The 14,614-nt window shown below is 53.7% G+C and carries 19 protein-coding genes and 1 other RNA gene; 2 read left to right on the top strand and 18 right to left on the bottom strand.

All coding sequences use genetic code 11. From position 1 onward, the window contains the following. Positions 1–28: 28 nt before the first annotated feature. The 18 genes from ACESSO_RS09675 to ACESSO_RS09590 all read right to left on the bottom strand — a co-directional run bounded on the left by ACESSO_RS09675 (position 29) and on the right by ACESSO_RS09590 (position 13,645). Entirely contained in the window at positions 29–418 is a 390-nt protein-coding gene (locus ACESSO_RS09675; RefSeq protein WP_191543150.1) for a SpoVG family protein, read from the bottom strand. A gap of 24 nt (positions 419–442) precedes the next feature. Continuing rightward, the gene (locus tag ACESSO_RS09670; RefSeq protein WP_373164906.1) at positions 443–997 is read right to left on the bottom strand and encodes a YodL domain-containing protein; all 555 of its coding nucleotides are present in this window, start codon (positions 995–997) and stop codon (positions 443–445) included. Positions 998–1,024: 27 nt separating this feature from the next. Beyond that, a complete protein-coding gene (locus ACESSO_RS09665; protein WP_191543148.1) occupies positions 1,025–1,750 on the bottom strand; it encodes a DUF3849 domain-containing protein in 726 nt (241 codons plus the stop codon). Continuing rightward, positions 1,740–2,246, bottom strand: a complete 507-nt coding sequence (locus ACESSO_RS09660) for an AbrB/MazE/SpoVT family DNA-binding domain-containing protein (protein WP_191543147.1) — start codon at positions 2,244–2,246, stop codon at positions 1,740–1,742. The genes ACESSO_RS09665 and ACESSO_RS09660 overlap by 11 nt, the downstream gene beginning before the upstream one ends. A gap of 17 nt (positions 2,247–2,263) precedes the next feature. Beyond that, positions 2,264–2,659, bottom strand: coding sequence for a hypothetical protein (locus tag ACESSO_RS09655; RefSeq protein WP_373164903.1), 396 nt, complete (start codon positions 2,657–2,659; stop codon positions 2,264–2,266). Beyond that, positions 2,644–3,489: a DNA adenine methylase gene (locus ACESSO_RS09650; protein ID WP_191543153.1), complete on the bottom strand. Its 846-nt coding sequence runs from the start codon at positions 3,487–3,489 to the stop codon at positions 2,644–2,646. Before ACESSO_RS09650 ends, ACESSO_RS09655 begins: the two co-directional genes overlap by 16 nt. Positions 3,490–3,493: 4 nt before the next feature. Continuing rightward, positions 3,494–3,829: a hypothetical protein gene (locus tag ACESSO_RS09645; protein WP_373164901.1), complete on the bottom strand. Its 336-nt coding sequence runs from the start codon at positions 3,827–3,829 to the stop codon at positions 3,494–3,496. Positions 3,830–3,976: 147 nt separating this feature from the next. Further along, complete coding sequence (locus ACESSO_RS09640; RefSeq protein ID WP_373164899.1) at positions 3,977–5,011, bottom strand: hypothetical protein; 1,035 nt, start codon at positions 5,009–5,011, stop codon at positions 3,977–3,979. Continuing rightward, positions 5,011–6,180, bottom strand: coding sequence for an antirestriction protein ArdA (locus tag ACESSO_RS09635; protein ID WP_373165094.1), 1,170 nt, complete (start codon positions 6,178–6,180; stop codon positions 5,011–5,013). Before ACESSO_RS09635 ends, ACESSO_RS09640 begins: the two co-directional genes overlap by 1 nt. Before the next feature lies 1 nt (position 6,181). Then, positions 6,182–7,165 carry a DUF4314 domain-containing protein gene (locus ACESSO_RS09630; protein WP_373164897.1) on the bottom strand — a complete coding sequence of 328 codons (984 nt, stop codon included), beginning with the start codon at positions 7,163–7,165 and terminating at the stop codon, positions 6,182–6,184. Continuing rightward, positions 7,166–8,218, bottom strand: coding sequence for a hypothetical protein (locus ACESSO_RS09625; protein WP_373164895.1), 1,053 nt, complete (start codon positions 8,216–8,218; stop codon positions 7,166–7,168). Between the two features lie 160 nt (positions 8,219–8,378). Next, the gene (locus tag ACESSO_RS09620; RefSeq protein WP_373164893.1) at positions 8,379–9,572 is read right to left on the bottom strand and encodes an antirestriction protein ArdA; all 1,194 of its coding nucleotides are present in this window, start codon (positions 9,570–9,572) and stop codon (positions 8,379–8,381) included. 6 nt (positions 9,573–9,578) lie between these two features. Beyond that, positions 9,579–10,268 (bottom strand): hypothetical protein, encoded by a 690-nt coding sequence (locus ACESSO_RS09615; RefSeq protein ID WP_373164892.1) that lies wholly within the window; start codon positions 10,266–10,268, stop codon positions 9,579–9,581. A gap of 70 nt (positions 10,269–10,338) precedes the next feature. Next, positions 10,339–11,013: a hypothetical protein gene (locus ACESSO_RS09610; RefSeq protein ID WP_373164891.1), complete on the bottom strand. Its 675-nt coding sequence runs from the start codon at positions 11,011–11,013 to the stop codon at positions 10,339–10,341. A 340-nt stretch (positions 11,014–11,353) separates the two neighbouring features. After that, positions 11,354–11,708, bottom strand: a transfer-messenger RNA (tmRNA) gene (ssrA, locus tag ACESSO_RS09605). 31 nt (positions 11,709–11,739) lie between these two features. Continuing rightward, complete coding sequence (gene smpB / locus ACESSO_RS09600) at positions 11,740–12,213, bottom strand: SsrA-binding protein SmpB (RefSeq protein WP_297274817.1); 474 nt, start codon at positions 12,211–12,213, stop codon at positions 11,740–11,742. A 101-nt stretch (positions 12,214–12,314) separates the two neighbouring features. Continuing rightward, positions 12,315–12,737, bottom strand: coding sequence for an aminoacyl-tRNA hydrolase (gene pth2 / locus ACESSO_RS09595; protein WP_373164889.1), 423 nt, complete (start codon positions 12,735–12,737; stop codon positions 12,315–12,317). A 17-nt stretch (positions 12,738–12,754) separates the two neighbouring features. Beyond that, positions 12,755–13,645: a fumarylacetoacetate hydrolase family protein gene (locus ACESSO_RS09590; protein WP_373164888.1), complete on the bottom strand. Its 891-nt coding sequence runs from the start codon at positions 13,643–13,645 to the stop codon at positions 12,755–12,757. Between the two features lie 173 nt (positions 13,646–13,818). Here ACESSO_RS09590 and ACESSO_RS09585 point away from each other — a divergent pair, with 173 nt between their 5' ends. Together ACESSO_RS09585 and ACESSO_RS09580 are read left to right on the top strand one after the other, a co-directional pair. Beyond that, positions 13,819–13,992, top strand: a complete 174-nt coding sequence (locus ACESSO_RS09585) for a DUF6472 family protein (protein ID WP_373164886.1) — start codon at positions 13,819–13,821, stop codon at positions 13,990–13,992. A gap of 12 nt (positions 13,993–14,004) precedes the next feature. After that, positions 14,005–14,586 (top strand): sugar O-acetyltransferase, encoded by a 582-nt coding sequence (locus tag ACESSO_RS09580; RefSeq protein WP_373164884.1) that lies wholly within the window; start codon positions 14,005–14,007, stop codon positions 14,584–14,586. Positions 14,587–14,614 lie beyond the last annotated feature (28 nt).

Below are 14,614 nucleotides of genomic sequence, written 5' to 3'. Positions count from 1 at the left end.
CAGGCCTGTTCTGCGGAGATGCGGCAGGTCACATCGACATTTCAGGCCCCGGAGCCTGCCGGATCGTAGGGTCCGGAGCCGCCCTCCTGGTCTGCTGGCTCTGGGAGAGCGCCTGCTGATAGGCGTTGAGGACAGCGTTGTCGAACTCCTGACGGGCCTCCTTGGTGACGGGGAAACAGATATCCTTGTACTCACCGTTGCCGGCGCGGTAACTGGGCATGGAGACGAACAGGCCCTTGCTGCTCTCCATCACCTTCACACCGCGAATGGCAAAGCAACCGTTGATGTTCACGGAGGCGTGGGCGCGGCAGTTGCCATCAAGGCGGAGGGAGTGGATTCGGACATCATACTGCATGGGGAGCGTCTGCTGCTGGGGAGTTTCGGACTGGGGTGTGGCTTTCGGGGATTTATCTGCCATGGAATGATTCCTCCTTCTCTAAAGTTATAGGGTCATGCTCATTGTCTGATCCTGAGTGGGTTGATCCGTGAAATCGATGGGTTTGAACCCATAGCGGTCGATGTAAAAAAAAGAGCTGCCAGATACGCTGTACAGCTCCACTACATCGGAAATGGCCAGTGGCTGGCCGTCTGGCCCCAGAGGGGTGCGGCTGAATTTGTTCCAGAGTTTTTCCAGGTCGTTGTCCTGGATCTGGCCATCATAGACCACATGGTACTGCTCAGGCGTTGGACCGTCATACTTCTGCACCATGGTGTCAAGACCGATGAAGCGCATCTGAATCGGAGTACCAGGCTTGAGCTGCCATATCCGGCAGGACTGCAGCTCCGGTGAACTGTCGCTGGCATGGAAGCCCTCGTTGGACAGGCGCTCATAGACGCCTTCTTCCCAGCGAGGAACAAAACCGCGCCGGGCCAGCCAAGACTCCAGCTCCCCACGACGGAATTGCGGATCAACAGTGATTTCGGTCTGGTTTTTTGCCTGATATCCAATCAGGTTCCCGTAGTAGACCAGGCATCCGTTCTTCATCTGAATGCTCACGGCGGCATTCCTCCTTTCTCGTTTTCATCAGGTCATCTTCATCACCCCCATATCGGGCTGTTCCGGCTGTAGCTCGGCCAGCTTTTCTTTGGCCCAATCCGGGAGAAACTCCTCCCGAAGCACCCCGATGAAGTCGGTGCGATTCCACCGTGTCTGCTCTCCATCGCCAAGACAGGTGGATCGAATAGAACGCCCAATGGCGTGGGGCGAGCAGCCGAACCCGTCATGAGCGAACCAGAGTTGGTTTTCGGGCGACCAGTAGCTTTCCTTGAGGGTGTCTGGGGAAAGCACCAAAACCTTGCCCTCATAGTCGAGGTTCTCAAAGGAATTGAGTTCGCAGTGCTGCGGGCCGAAGAGGCCGAGGTTTTTGTAAGCCTCGCGCATCATGTTTACAAAGCCGTCCAATACCGCTGGATGGCTTTTGACCACAAACGAGCTGTTGTGATCGCCATCGGGCGGAATGTAGGTGGTCTTCGCCCATTCCTGATTGCTCCGGCTGAAGCGCCCATCGTAACTGAGTTCCTGCAGGGTATTGGAGAGAACAAAGTTGATACGCTTATAACCCCACTTAGTTACAAGGGGCTGCAGAAAAGAGTCGTCCAGGTGGGCACCATCGAAGTGGGTGCGTATGCCTTCCTCGATGTCGCGGGCGCAGTTCACATTGGCATGGTGGCTGGCCCGCCAGAGGGCCAGCTCATTCCGTGATCGGGCTTCTGTCGCCGAGTAAGGATAAAGATATACATCAATCTCCATAGATGATCACATCCTCCAGCAGGCACTCCTCCAGTTCGCCCAGGCAGACACCGCTGCAAGCCAGAAGTTCCAGAATGTGCGGGGGCACATCGCTCAGGTCGTGGTCGTAGTCTGCCTTGTAGATCGTAACCGTGCCTTCCTCATCATCCACACTGACGCCCAGTTTTGCGCCCTCGGGAATACCGGCCGCTTCACGAACGCTGTCAGGCAGGGTAACCGGGTCAGTCACACTGTCCAGATCTGCAGGGCATTCACCCTCACAGCCATCGCAGAAACCGCACTGCAGACACAGGTGCGCCAGAAGTTCATCATGCAGCGTCAGGAGAGACTCCATCGTATGGATCATATCCATAGCGGTCATCTTGCTCTGCAGGACAACGATAGCACCGGGCATGGCATGGAGCTCGGGGGAAATGCCATCATCAAAGCCGCTGAGTTTGAGAGCGGCGGCAGGAATGGTCAGATTGTTGTGATTGGTATCCTTAACGAACTTCATATACAGATCCTCCTTGATTACATTTGGGGTTGCATAGTTTGGTCATGCTGGTGACGGTGTAAAAGAAAAGCCTGGAATTTTTCCAGGTCTTTGTGCGTTGGATGGTATGACTGAATCTCGAGCGCAGTCAACAGTGCATACGCCTGTTGGGATTCCAGCATCAGTTTGCTGATACCCTTGGAGTCCAGATTACCGGTCGAGTTGATTGTGCCGGCATAAAAGGTGACATCATAGCCTTCTTGGCTCGGGCGAGCGTGAATACAGGCGTCCAATCCGATGTGTGAATCCGGCTCGGCGCGGATGCAGAAGCACTGGGTTCGCGCGGGGCACACCTCCAGCCGCCCCATTGAGATTTCCTCAATCAACTGAACGGCGTGTTTGAGCTTATCCAGTTCGGTCAATCCTTCGGCCATATTGCATCACCTCCTGCCAGATCAAACAAAGTCATCTGGGACGGTGTCACACGGAGCCGCTCATGCATATCGTAATTGGCAATGATCAGCTCAGGGAATTGGGCGCCGTTGTCGTACCTCTGTTTGATGTTGTTGAGCCGTGTGGTTTCCATCAGGTAGATGCCCGGCTGATCGTACAGGCTGCGGATGAACTCATCGTCGTTATAGGAAAGCAGAAACTTGCCTTCAATCCGCATCAGGGCATCTCGCAGACGAATGTGATCCGCCTCTGTGAAACCGTCCTCACCGATGTTTTGATAGTAGCCCTCCGTGGCATGATAGGGTGGGTCAAGATAGAATAAACTCACCGGGCGATCATACTGCCGGATGAGCTTCTCAAAGTCCTTGTTTTCAATGACCACTTTGGCCAGACGCCGGTGGGCCTGTTCGATGAGGGGGAAATTGCCCCACATGTCATGGGGCTGGCTGCCGAAGCTGGTCAGTCCTGCGGCATAGCTGTACCGAATCAGTTCGTAGAACCATGCGGCTTTCTGAACATCGGTAGCGGGACTGTCGCGGGCTAACGCTGTACGGACTACATCGAAGTCTTCCCGCGAGTTCAGCACATATTTCAGTGCTTCCATCAGCTCCTGCGGTTTATCTCTTACACAGCGGTAAAGATTGACCAATAGGCTATTGAAATCGTTGTACACTTCGAAATCGTTGCCGGGCGGCTTATGGAACAGCACCCAACCTCCTCCGCCAAAGACCTCGATATATCGCTCGTAGTAGAGCGGGAATAAGGTGACGATCAGTTCTCGGAGGGCTTTTTTCCCGCCGATCCAGCTCATGAAACTATTCAACCGCATCACCGCCTTCCAGTGGCAGACGGGTCTGGGCGGTATCAAATTGCTCCAGAGAATGATTCAGGCCGGCGATGGCCGCGGCGATCCCACTGATCCGCCGTGTCAAGTGGGCGATAGTCGCCCGCACCTCCTGTTCCGTGGCGGCATAGTAGTAGCCGTTTCCGCTGCTTGCAATGGGGATACTCTTTCGGCGCAGGCGGTTGACCATCTGCCGAACCTCAATCCCCTTGATGGAGAAGACGCACTCCAATTCCCGGCTGGTGGCGGCATTCGATTCGCCGGAATGGTACCGTTCCAAAAATTCCGCCAGCCGATCTTCCTTCATAGATGCCTCCTTTCCGGGGTGTTTTTCCGAAAAGGGCATAAAAAGGAGGGGGCCGTTTATCCCTCTCGGAAAAACGGCCCCATTGTTTTTTGATTATTTACTTTTTGTCTTGATCACCTCCTTGCGTTTCCCATAGCAGATAGGATTTTACATGGACATGGTCGGTTCGTCGGGTGGTTGGCTATATTCGAAGACAATATCCGTGCCATTCCATGACACATAGCCGTGCGCTGCTGCCGACAGGCCAAGGTTTTTCATCTTCTGATTTGCATATCCTTCGGTGTCAAAGCACGACGCAAGAAGCTCGTCTTTGGGATATACGCCATCCTGAATTGCCAAGGTCTTGCCATATTCAGCCAGTTCCATATCCCGCGGCATGAAGTTGTAGCAGTGAAGATTCTGTGCCAAATCCAACGCATAGTCCAGACGATGGCAGTCCTCCAGTTCCATGACTGCCTGCCATTTATCCAGCCACCTCGGCTCGCCCTGCCCCTGTTCGGCCCAAGCATACCCAAAGTCGATGGCATGACGGACAAGTTCCGCTGCAGAGCCGTACTGGGAAAGAATGTCCTCCAGCTGTGGGAGGCAGCAGTCCACATCCACGGCGATGCACTCGGTCAAAGATTCGACCTCCAGTGCGTCCAGAGCCAGGAGAAGTTCGTCCGGGTGTGCAGTATCCATATACTCGCCAGTGTCCGGGAATCCAACCCATACGCCGTTCATATTGGAGCGGCTTGCCAGCTTGACCCGGATACCGTAGTCACCTTTGTCGGGATTCAGCGTCGGGTCGCCATCCAGAAACGGATCGATCAGAGAGGTGACCTTGATGAAGTGTCCGTCGCAGAAGGTGTTCCCACCGTTCTGACGATAGGCTGTGCCCACTTTCTCCGGGTCAAGAAACGCACGGGCTTGAGAGACAGGGCGCTGGATCTGCTCCATGATGAACTTGCCCAGCCGGGCATCGTCCCCAGCACCGTAGAACAGGTCGTAGTGATCCAGCTGATTGGCAATCAGCATCGCATCCAGAGTCGTCTGGGGATGCTCGATCTGCAGGGCGCCCCGAAACAGCAGCTTTTCTTTGACCGTCATGTTTTCAAATCGCCTCTCCAGCCAGTCATGCTGGGAGTTGGTCATATCAAAGCCATCCAGCAAGTCGAAGAGTTCAGACTGTTGAGCGTTCACTACATCATCTTCATTCCGTTGCTCTCAGACGGGTGTTCCTGGGCTTGGAGCAACTCGTTGCCATCTCTGCGCTGTACCAGTCCATAGGGAGTCAGCACAGCATTGTTGGCGGCCATGACATCCAGACCATAGTTGTAGAGACTGACATGCTTCTTCAGAATAGATAGGGATTGCTCATCCACAATGAGACGAAGCTCCTCGGATGCAACCTCCTCGGGATTTCGCTGGTCAGGCTCGAACAGGTAGTCATCCAGGCACTCGGAGATTTGAATGGCAGTCACAACATCATGGCAGTCCGTTGCAAGGATGACCGCCTTCAGTTTGGAAAGTTCTCCGCTATCTTCCCGGTATTTGAGGTGCCTTGCCAGTTCGTTAAGCTCCTGGATATCGTCACAGTCCATGCTTTCCAGAAGATCCGGGACAGCACCGTCCTCCGTCCAGAAGACCATCTCCCGCCAGGAGGCCGCTCCGCACTCCTCCAGCGCATGTTCCAGCTCCTCCTGTGTTGCGGGGAGGTTCAGATATACTTGCTTTTCCGGCAGACCGTTGGAGCCCATGGGGGAGCTTCCGGCCAACAGGCGGATGGCATAGGAGGGAGCTGCAGGCATGAGGTCCAGTGTCCCATATACCTGTTCCAGTTCGGTATGCTGTGTGACATATCCGCCGCTGGCAAAGACGCCACCCTCCTCAAATCGGGCTTTTCTGCCGAGCATTTCAAAGTCCAGATACTCAAAGATGGAGTCGGGGACTTTTTCAAGTGCGGGGATGAAATCATTCTCGGCATAGAATCTGCCCAGCTGCTCATCCGTTGTGGCGTTGACCACATGGCAGCAGTCTGTGCTGTAGGCCAGGTCGATCATGGTGGCAACGCTGATGGGGCCGTATTTCTTGGCCACCTCCATGTTGAACAGTCCTTCGAATGCAGTTCTCTCTCTGCCGTTCATCTGGCCCAGGACGGTCGCCAGAGCATTGAGCTGGTAGAGATCGCATTCATGGGCCAGATGGACATGGAGAAACGGAAACCCATGGTGTTCAAGAAATTCCCATCTCGGCTTATCGCCGGGGGCCATCTGAAGCTTGTCCAGCGCATCCAGAAGGCCGTAGTAGGCAGCGGGGAGTTCCAGCTCACAGCAACGATCCTTATCTCCGGACAGCTCCACGCAAAACACCTTATTCAAGGGTCATCCCTCCCATCTGGTGGTTGTAGTCTTCCTGGTACTTGGCAGGATCAGCGCCGGGGACATCCCAGCCGCACATGCTGCCCACCTCCATGGCCTGCCGCTGCCACATATCTACGCCAAGGTGCTCGTTGAGCTGGTCGGCCAGTTCAACATTCCGCTCCTTGTTGCCGGTGTCCCACTCCGAGGGGTGGTAGCCGGTTTCACCTCGCTTGATGCAGATCAGCTGGCCCGTAGTGGGCAGGGTGGAGTAGCACATCTCCGGCAGTCCCTCTGACAGTTTGGGAGAGAATCGCTCCTCCTCCGTCTGGATACTCCAATCGTCGAAGTTCCACAGATGGACATACAGTTCGTCATCACCGATGCAGATGTCCCGCTGCTCAAAGCCTTCGCCCCAGCCATCCGATGCCTGTCCGGAGATGTACTCCTTCAGGTTGGACAGTTCCTCCGGGGTAAGGGTCCCTGCCACACGGCATTCAGCCACGCCCCAGAGCTGCCCGTTTCGATCCTCAACTGTGAACACAGCGGACAGGACTTTCTGGTTGACGCTATCATCTCCGCTGTACCAGTGCATCAGGCCGCGCTCAGTTTCCTCCGGCATACGATTTTTGATCAGGGCACTGAGAATGTCCCCCTCGTAGCCACGCAGCATTCTGCCATCCAGCAGGGCGCTGTCATCCTCCATCTCACCATACTCGTTGCGGGTGTAGAGGTCCGCTGTCAGGGGCATATACAACTTCAGCGTGGTAGGTTCAGGCGGCATCACAGAGAAACTGTCCTCACCGATGATCAGCGCCAGAGTTCGGCCATTGTCCCATTTCATATGGAACTGGCCATCGTCGTCGATGTAGTCCAGAGTACCCATGCTGCCCGGTTCCAGCGGGGCATAGGGATCTTTCATCTCTCTGAGCTTGATTCTGGTTCCTGTCGGAAACTGCTCCCGCAGGAAGTTCAGCCATTCCTTGGGTACTGACATTTACATCCCTCCCATACTCATGCCCTGGTTGGGCAGCTCCAGCTCCTGCCGGAGGTGGTCTACCGACTCCAGAATTTCAGGATCATTTTTAAAGCTGTTCATCTTCTGATAGTCCTCGAAGAACCTCTGCTCACCGTCCTGTGTGTGAACAAGGTCTACCGTGGCGATGCCATCCTTCGTGACGCCAATGCGCTTTTCAGGCCGGTCGCTGGAACTGTAAATCCGAATGGCATCCGACAAGGTCAGATCCCGATGGAACTGCTCCTCCTGGGTATTGCAGTCAGTAATTACAAACCAGCTGTAGCTGTGCGGAAGCGACGGGTCAGCCGCATCCCGCAACGCTTTCATGCCCTTTTCTGTCAGTCCGTAGCTGCATTCCCGACGAGGGTTTGCTTCGCCGGCGAAGTCCAGCAGAATGTCATCCACAGCCTTGCGGATGGCGGGGTCATCCGTCAGCGTTTCGCAGCGGAATCCGGTGGTGGCCATATAAGGTAATTCTTCCCGAATGGCCGTCAGATATGTTTCTCCATCCTGATACTCCATCTGCTCACCGCTGGCGAATGTCACTCGACCAACCGGCTTGTTCTGCTGAGCCATCTGCTGCTGCCGCAGGTCGTAACAGTAGAGATACCCTTGGTAGTCGCCGGGGGACGGGGTGCAGCGCAGGCAGTAGCGGTAATGCTTCGTTTCTGCGATGTAACCATAACTCCGGCCGTCCTGCGTAATTGCTCCACCATTCTGATGACAGTAGGTGCTCATTGCGGACAGATCCTTTAGAGGACCATCGGCACGAAGGGCATCCACAACTTCCTGAAGGTCATCCTTAAATTCCCCGGTGTTGAATTGGTCTTCGTTATGAGGCCACCAGGTATGGAAAAATCCTTTCCCGCCGGAGCCGAAGTCCATGCGGAGATGTCCCACCGTACCCAGCGTCTCATCCAGCGCCTGGTCTGGCTCTGAATAAAAGAGACCCGCTTCCTCACGAGAAGCGGGCCTGAATTGACTGAACTGTTTATGATGCTCCAAAAACTCGGCAATCGTTTTGTTACTCATTTTCTCACTCCCTTCGTGCTGGTATAGCTACACAACATACCACTACTCAGCGGAAATAGCTATGGCCAAAAGGCGTTCTGCCGGAAAAGTGGAGGTAGCCCGCAACAGCGGCTCCCACCGCTGCCACAGATGCCAGTGTGATCATGATTTTCTTTTTCATTTACAGTCCTCCCATCTGCAATCCGTATTCCGCTTCGTGTGCTTCTGCTGGATCTTCCATCATCAATTCCTCCAGACTCAGCGTACCCTGGTAGGCGATATAGCCGCGGTTGGTGAACATACCGGACTCTTGATCCATGTGCTGCAGGCCGTATTTCTCGTAGTCATAGAACTCGTCCAGGTTGGGGTCGTACTCAAAATGGCCGGATTTCTGAATCATATATTTTCCGTATTCCATCGGAGTGTGTACGCCAGGGGCAAATTCGAAGAGATCCAGATTCTCAGCCAGATGACGGATCTGACTGGCACATTCCGGTCCGGCCATGCTCACAGCAGCACCCAGCTTTATGCAGTCATCGTTGGAGAGTTTACCCACGGCCTGCGCCAGCTCATTGAGTTCATAGATGTTTTCACGCCGAAAGTCCAGCGCCACATCCACTTCCTCCGGGAACATACTGTCACCCATTCGGAAACACATATCCTTCGGGTCGGCAATACCGCTGCGCTGCATAGCACGCTCGATCTGTCCTTTGGATGCGGGAAGGTATATCCAGGTGACATTTTTGGTGTTCTCCGGTTCCTGTCGGGAAACCAATCCCACCATGATCATATCCGCTTCGTAGTGGTAGCCGGGGAGATGCTTTCCATCGTAGAGCTGCGAGAGCTGCATACCGTTGTCATAAACCACGCCGTAGCGTGTGACAGTACCTTCGTTGTCTTCGATCAAAAGAACTGCTGTTTCCTCACCATCCAGATTCTCCAACTCCTCGGTGCCGGCACATCCGCCGTGAGTGTTCATATAATGGTCACGGCCAATGGCACCCAGGTCAGAAAAATCTGTAATGACCGTTGCCTGCTGGCAGCAGAAGGTCAGGTTGATCAGATCCTTCATACTGGTGAGATCCAGTTTTTCGGCCATGGCCTGGAATTGTGAGTACTCGCCGACATCAAAGCTCTCCAGCCGCTTAGCCAGATAATCCAGCTCATCCAGATTGACCTGCGTCCCCTCCAGCCGATAAAATACCGGCCACCCTTTGCAAAACTCATTTACATGGCAGTCGGAGTTAACCACACTTCCAATTTCAAGTGCGGTTACCAGCTCTATGCAGTGGTCGTATTGTTCTCTGGGGATGGGAAGCGGAATGGTCACTTCTCCGAACTCTGGATGGTCCGAATTGCTTAAAACTGCTTCCATCATGCTTTAGGAATCACCCTTTCTTTCTAAATCTGAAATCGCATCACCGTATCTGGCCAGAAGCAGAGCGCAGATAATCAGTTGGAACGCCTCATCTGTGACCAGTTCGTGGGATGCGAGATCGGCGATGGTAATGTTTTGGCTGCCGGTGGAAATTGCCTTGGCTGCCTGATAAACGCTGTAAAGCTCCGGTTGGATGCCGGCCAGCTGGACGGAGTCAAAATTGAAGCCATCATCTTCAATTTTCCAGATCACCCTGCGCCAGATATCAGCGTAGGCCGTCAGGAGAAACAACGCAGCCTGGTTGCGTTGCGACAATTGGCGGTAGCGTGTTCGCCAGCGTGTCCAGCGGCTACGATGTTCGTCGGTACGGAAAAATTGCAGGGGATGCTGGTACAGCATCTGTGCCAACCGCCCCCACAGACTCATTTTTAGTTTGCTGTTGAGACAGTCCCTGAGCAATTCCTCAAGACTGAGGGTCCCAGTTTCGATCCGTTCCTCCAGACAAATGCACTGGTCCAGAGGGCAGAGATTCTTGCGAGAGTAGTTCATGCAGTATTCGCATTTTACATCCTTGGCCTGATACTGAAATCCGGAGCGGCGCTGGCCATGACCTCTGGGCTTGAAATGAGGTGGGGTCATCATCATCTGCTCCATCTGATACAACGGGGTATCTCTCATGAAATAGCGCGTCATGGGTAGTGATCTCCTTTCGGTGAAATAAAAAAGCACCGGAGTCACTTCTAAAACTCCGGCGCTTGGTGTATTACATTGTCAGCTCCTGGCTTTGAGAATTCGTAGCGTGCTGCTCCTGCTCATTGATGTGATCCAGGATATTGGGCATTCCGCTCAGGATCTGCTCCTGAACGCCTTTGATGCATTGTTCCTGCTTATAGGTCAAATCAAATCCGGCATCCAGTGTGTCGGCGCAGCATCGGTAAATTTCGGTGAGTTGTGCTGCGTTAAAAATCTGCTGTTTAGAGATGAGGCCGGACCGGGTGGCGAAGTCCTGCTTGGCGCCCGAATAGTTTTCCTGAAAATAGTGTCCGTAGTTAAGACCTGTACGGTCAAAGTTCCAGTCCCAGGTAACAAAGTGGACGCCAAATTTGGTCGGGTGTCCGGCCAGAACCGTTCCGTTGAAATCAGCCAGCACCCTGAAATCTCCCAAGAGGCCCTGGGCATTCAGCGGGGGAGCCTGTTCCATCAAGGTCATATACTCCTGCACCATGCGGGCCAGATTGGTGGCTCGCTCACAGGCCCGTTCTCGCTCCGGCGTCGCCACATCCTCCTGCCAGTAGCGAACACCTCCGCCCTCTGTGATCCGACAGAGAGGGAGACCATTCCACTCCACGGGAAGTGATTCGTCCTGTTCCAGTTGCGGGGTGAAACCCTCACGGTGGAGAGCGGTACGAAGCTCTTGAAAAAACTGTTCTCGATTCATTTACTACCTCCTAAATCTTAGCGCCCTTTTTGAAATTGTCTGAAAATGAAAAAGGGCGCCAACCTATTGGCCCATCACGACCAACAAATTGACGCCCCAAATTTTGTGTATCCTATTGGCAGAAAAATAGCGCCCTTTTTGAAAATTGCTGTTTCAAAAAGGGCGCCACATGGTTTCGGGTTTGCCAACCACTGAGAAGAGGGGGTTCGAATCCCACCAGTTAGGGGGAAACAGTGGTTGGCATCTATGGAATCATCATCGAATTTTCGAGCTGAAAAAGCCCGGAAACGGTTGATGCCACTGGCTTTTCGCCAGTGGCATCTATACCGTTTTGATTTTATGGTGGAGCCGAGGGGAGTTGAACCCCTGTCCGAAAGCACATTCACCGTGACTTCTCCGGGCGCAGTTTGTCTTTTTGCATTCCCTCCATGACATGCCGGCAAACAGGCTTGTCACTTCAGTAGAGTCATGTTACATGACGGGGGCAACTCTTACCCCGTACACGTTCACCACTAATCGACGCCGGGTCTCAAAGCCGTGGTCCTCTCTGAGCCGACGGGCTAAGCCTTAATTAGGCAGCCTGAAGAGTATAATCGTTGTTGTTTAATTTATAAACAGTTGGAGCTTTTTACGCAGTTCCCCACTGCGGCCCGCTATCCCGGCTTCAACACCCCCGTCGAACCCGTTACGGCCCCATTTCGGGTGCATCCAGTCGGATGCAAAAAATCAACGATTTCTTTCCTTCATCGCACGATCCATCTCCCGCTTAGCATCTCGCGCGGCGATGCTGTCGCGCTTGTCATGCAGCTTTTTACCCTTACAAAGACCAAGCTCGATTTTCACACGCGAGTTTTTGAAATAGACCGAAAGCGGAATGAGCGAATACCCGTCCTGCTTGGTTTTGCCAAACAGGTTTGCAATTTCCTTCTTGTGCATCAGCAGCCGACGCACGCGCAGAGGGTCCTTATTGAAGATATTTCCCTTTTCATACGGAGAAATATGCATCCCGCGCACAAAAAGCTCACCATCCTTGAAGGTGCAGTAAGAATCCTTCAGATTAATCTGCCCCTGCCGAATGGACTTCACCTCGGTGCCTGCCAATTCGATGCCCGCTTCGTACTTTTCCTCGACAAAGTAGTCATGCCATGCTTTTTTGTTGGCCGTGACCTGTTTGGTGCCTTGTTTGGACACTGCGCCCATGGCAATCCCTCCTTTTCGTGGCTTTGTTTATCATATCATGACAAACCGTGTTTGTAAAGGCACAAGAATGTTACAAATTGCGACCAAAACAGCGCTGCCGCTCAAAAGAGCGGCAATTCGCCGGTAATCGGGTCAACTTTTTCGGGCAGCGCAGGCTCAAATGCAAGGCAGGTATAGGTTGGCTGGCCGTGGAACTCGGTAATGCCATTGTCGCAGATGAGCGCAGACAGAATCCCCGCCTCCTTGGCTTTGCGGTCGATTGCGAGCAGTTCTTCCTCCGAATCAACATAAACGCACACCTTGGCCACGCCACGCGAAAACCATTCGCTAAGCGGTGTTACAGGCTGCTCACTCTCCGTCAGCGTTACACCGTTTTCGTCTGCTCGAACCTGTCCGAGCCGCTTCTCCCGCTCCAACGCAGCCAGTACCGCCGTGACACAGGCATGCCCCGCCTGCGCCGCAATCTTGCCCTTTCGCATTTTCAAATCCCGCCGCATCACTATCATCTGCTTGGGTTTGTCCATACCTGCGCCTCCCCTGCTTATTCCACTGTGTTGGTCAGCTTACCGATACCCTCAATCTCACAAGTGACTACATCACCCTTTTTAAGGAACTTCGGCGGCGTAAAGCCCATACCGACGCCCGCAGGCGTGCCGGTTGCAATGATGGTGCCTGCTTTGAGTGTTATACCCTGCGACAGCTCCGCAATAATTTCTCCAACCGAGTGCAGCAGGTGGTCCGTGTTGCTATTCTGACGCTGCTCGTCATTTACCGTGGACGAAATGGCAAGCGCGGGCGGATAGGCAATTTCATCCGCCGTCACAATGCACGGCCCCATTGGCGTGAATCCGTCGAGCGACTTGCCGAAATACCACTGATTATGCGTTGTCTGCAAATTGCGGGCAGACACATCATTAACAATTGTATAGCCGAAAATATGGCCGGGCGCTTCGGATGCGCTGACATTCTTGCAGTCCTTGCCGATAACCACACCCAACTCTGCTTCATAGTCAAGGCTGTCCACCAGTCCTTCATACGCCGGAATCGGATCGCCGCAACCGGACGCTTCGCACACGCGCTTGCTGAAGTAGACTGCCTTCTTGCGGTTGACAAGGAATGCATCCTCGTGAAAACGCGCAGACTCCACCGCATGGTCAGCATAATTGATGCCAAGACAAATCACATCCTGCGCCGGATACGGAATGGGCGCACGCAAACGCACGCTGTCCAGCCGCAGTGCCGCACCCTCGGTCGCCTGTTCTACATCCGACAGCCGCACCAGCTGTGCGGGGGAAATGCGGCGAATCAACTCGGTCATATCGGGGAACGACAGGCCGAAAGCCTCGAGCGGCCAGAGAAGCCCCGGCCATCCCTTATAACCGATACCGATGCGATCGACGCCGTCATTGTTTTGATATGTATATAGCTTCATATATTGGTCACGCTCCTATTGATGTTTATCAACTTTATGATAGCACAAATTGCACAAAGATCAAAGCATCTATTTGAACCTTTCCACAAAATATGTTATGCTTGAAATAACACCAAAAGTCAAATAAGTGCTTTATTCTTTCGCACCACACCTGTATGATTGGGGGAATCGCCATGACCGGCACCTGTGAGGATTGCGCGTACAATGTATACGACGACATTCTGGACGAGTATGTCTGCGAAGCCTATCTGGATGAGGATGAATTCTACCGTCTGTCGCAGAGCAGCGGCCCTTGTCCCTATTACCGCTCCGGCGATGATTACGAGCTGGTGCGCCATCAAAACTGAGGAGAGAGTAACATGACCGAACGAGAAAAAGCAGCCGCCGGGCTGCTGTATGATGCCAATTACGACCCGGAGCTGATACAGGTCCGTGCAGTGGCAAAGGACCTTTGCATGGATTACAATCAGCTGCGCAGTACACAGAAAGCGGAACGTCTCGCGCTTTTGCGCACGCTGCTGGCCGCCTGCGGCGAGGACACCTACATCGAGCCGCCGTTCTTTGTAGATTACGGCAGCAACATCCGAGTAGGAAAAGCATTTTACGCCAATCACAATCTGGTTATTCTGGACGGCGCGCCGGTGACCTTTGGCGACCATGTGTTCATCGGCCCAAACTGCTGTTTTTCCACAGCCGGACACCCACTTGACACCGCACAGCGCAACGCCGGATTGGAATATGCCAAGCCCATCACCATCGGTAATAACGTCTGGATTGGCATGGGCGTACAGGTGCTGCCCGGCGTGACCATCGGAGATAACGCCGTCATTGGTGCAGGCAGCGTTGTCACTAAGGATATCCCCGCGGGAGTACTGGCTGTTGGTGTACCCTGCCGTCCGGTGCGTGAAATTGCACAAAAACCACGCCGCGTCATTCTATAAGAAATACAAAAAAACCTTTGCCGAACAG

Origin of the sequence: Agathobaculum sp. Marseille-P7918, assembly GCF_964248325.1 — a bacterium.
Classification (GTDB): domain Bacteria; phylum Bacillota; class Clostridia; order Oscillospirales; family Butyricicoccaceae; genus Agathobaculum.
Note: the sequence above shows the minus strand (reverse complement) of the source record. Positions and strands in the feature narration are given on the sequence as shown.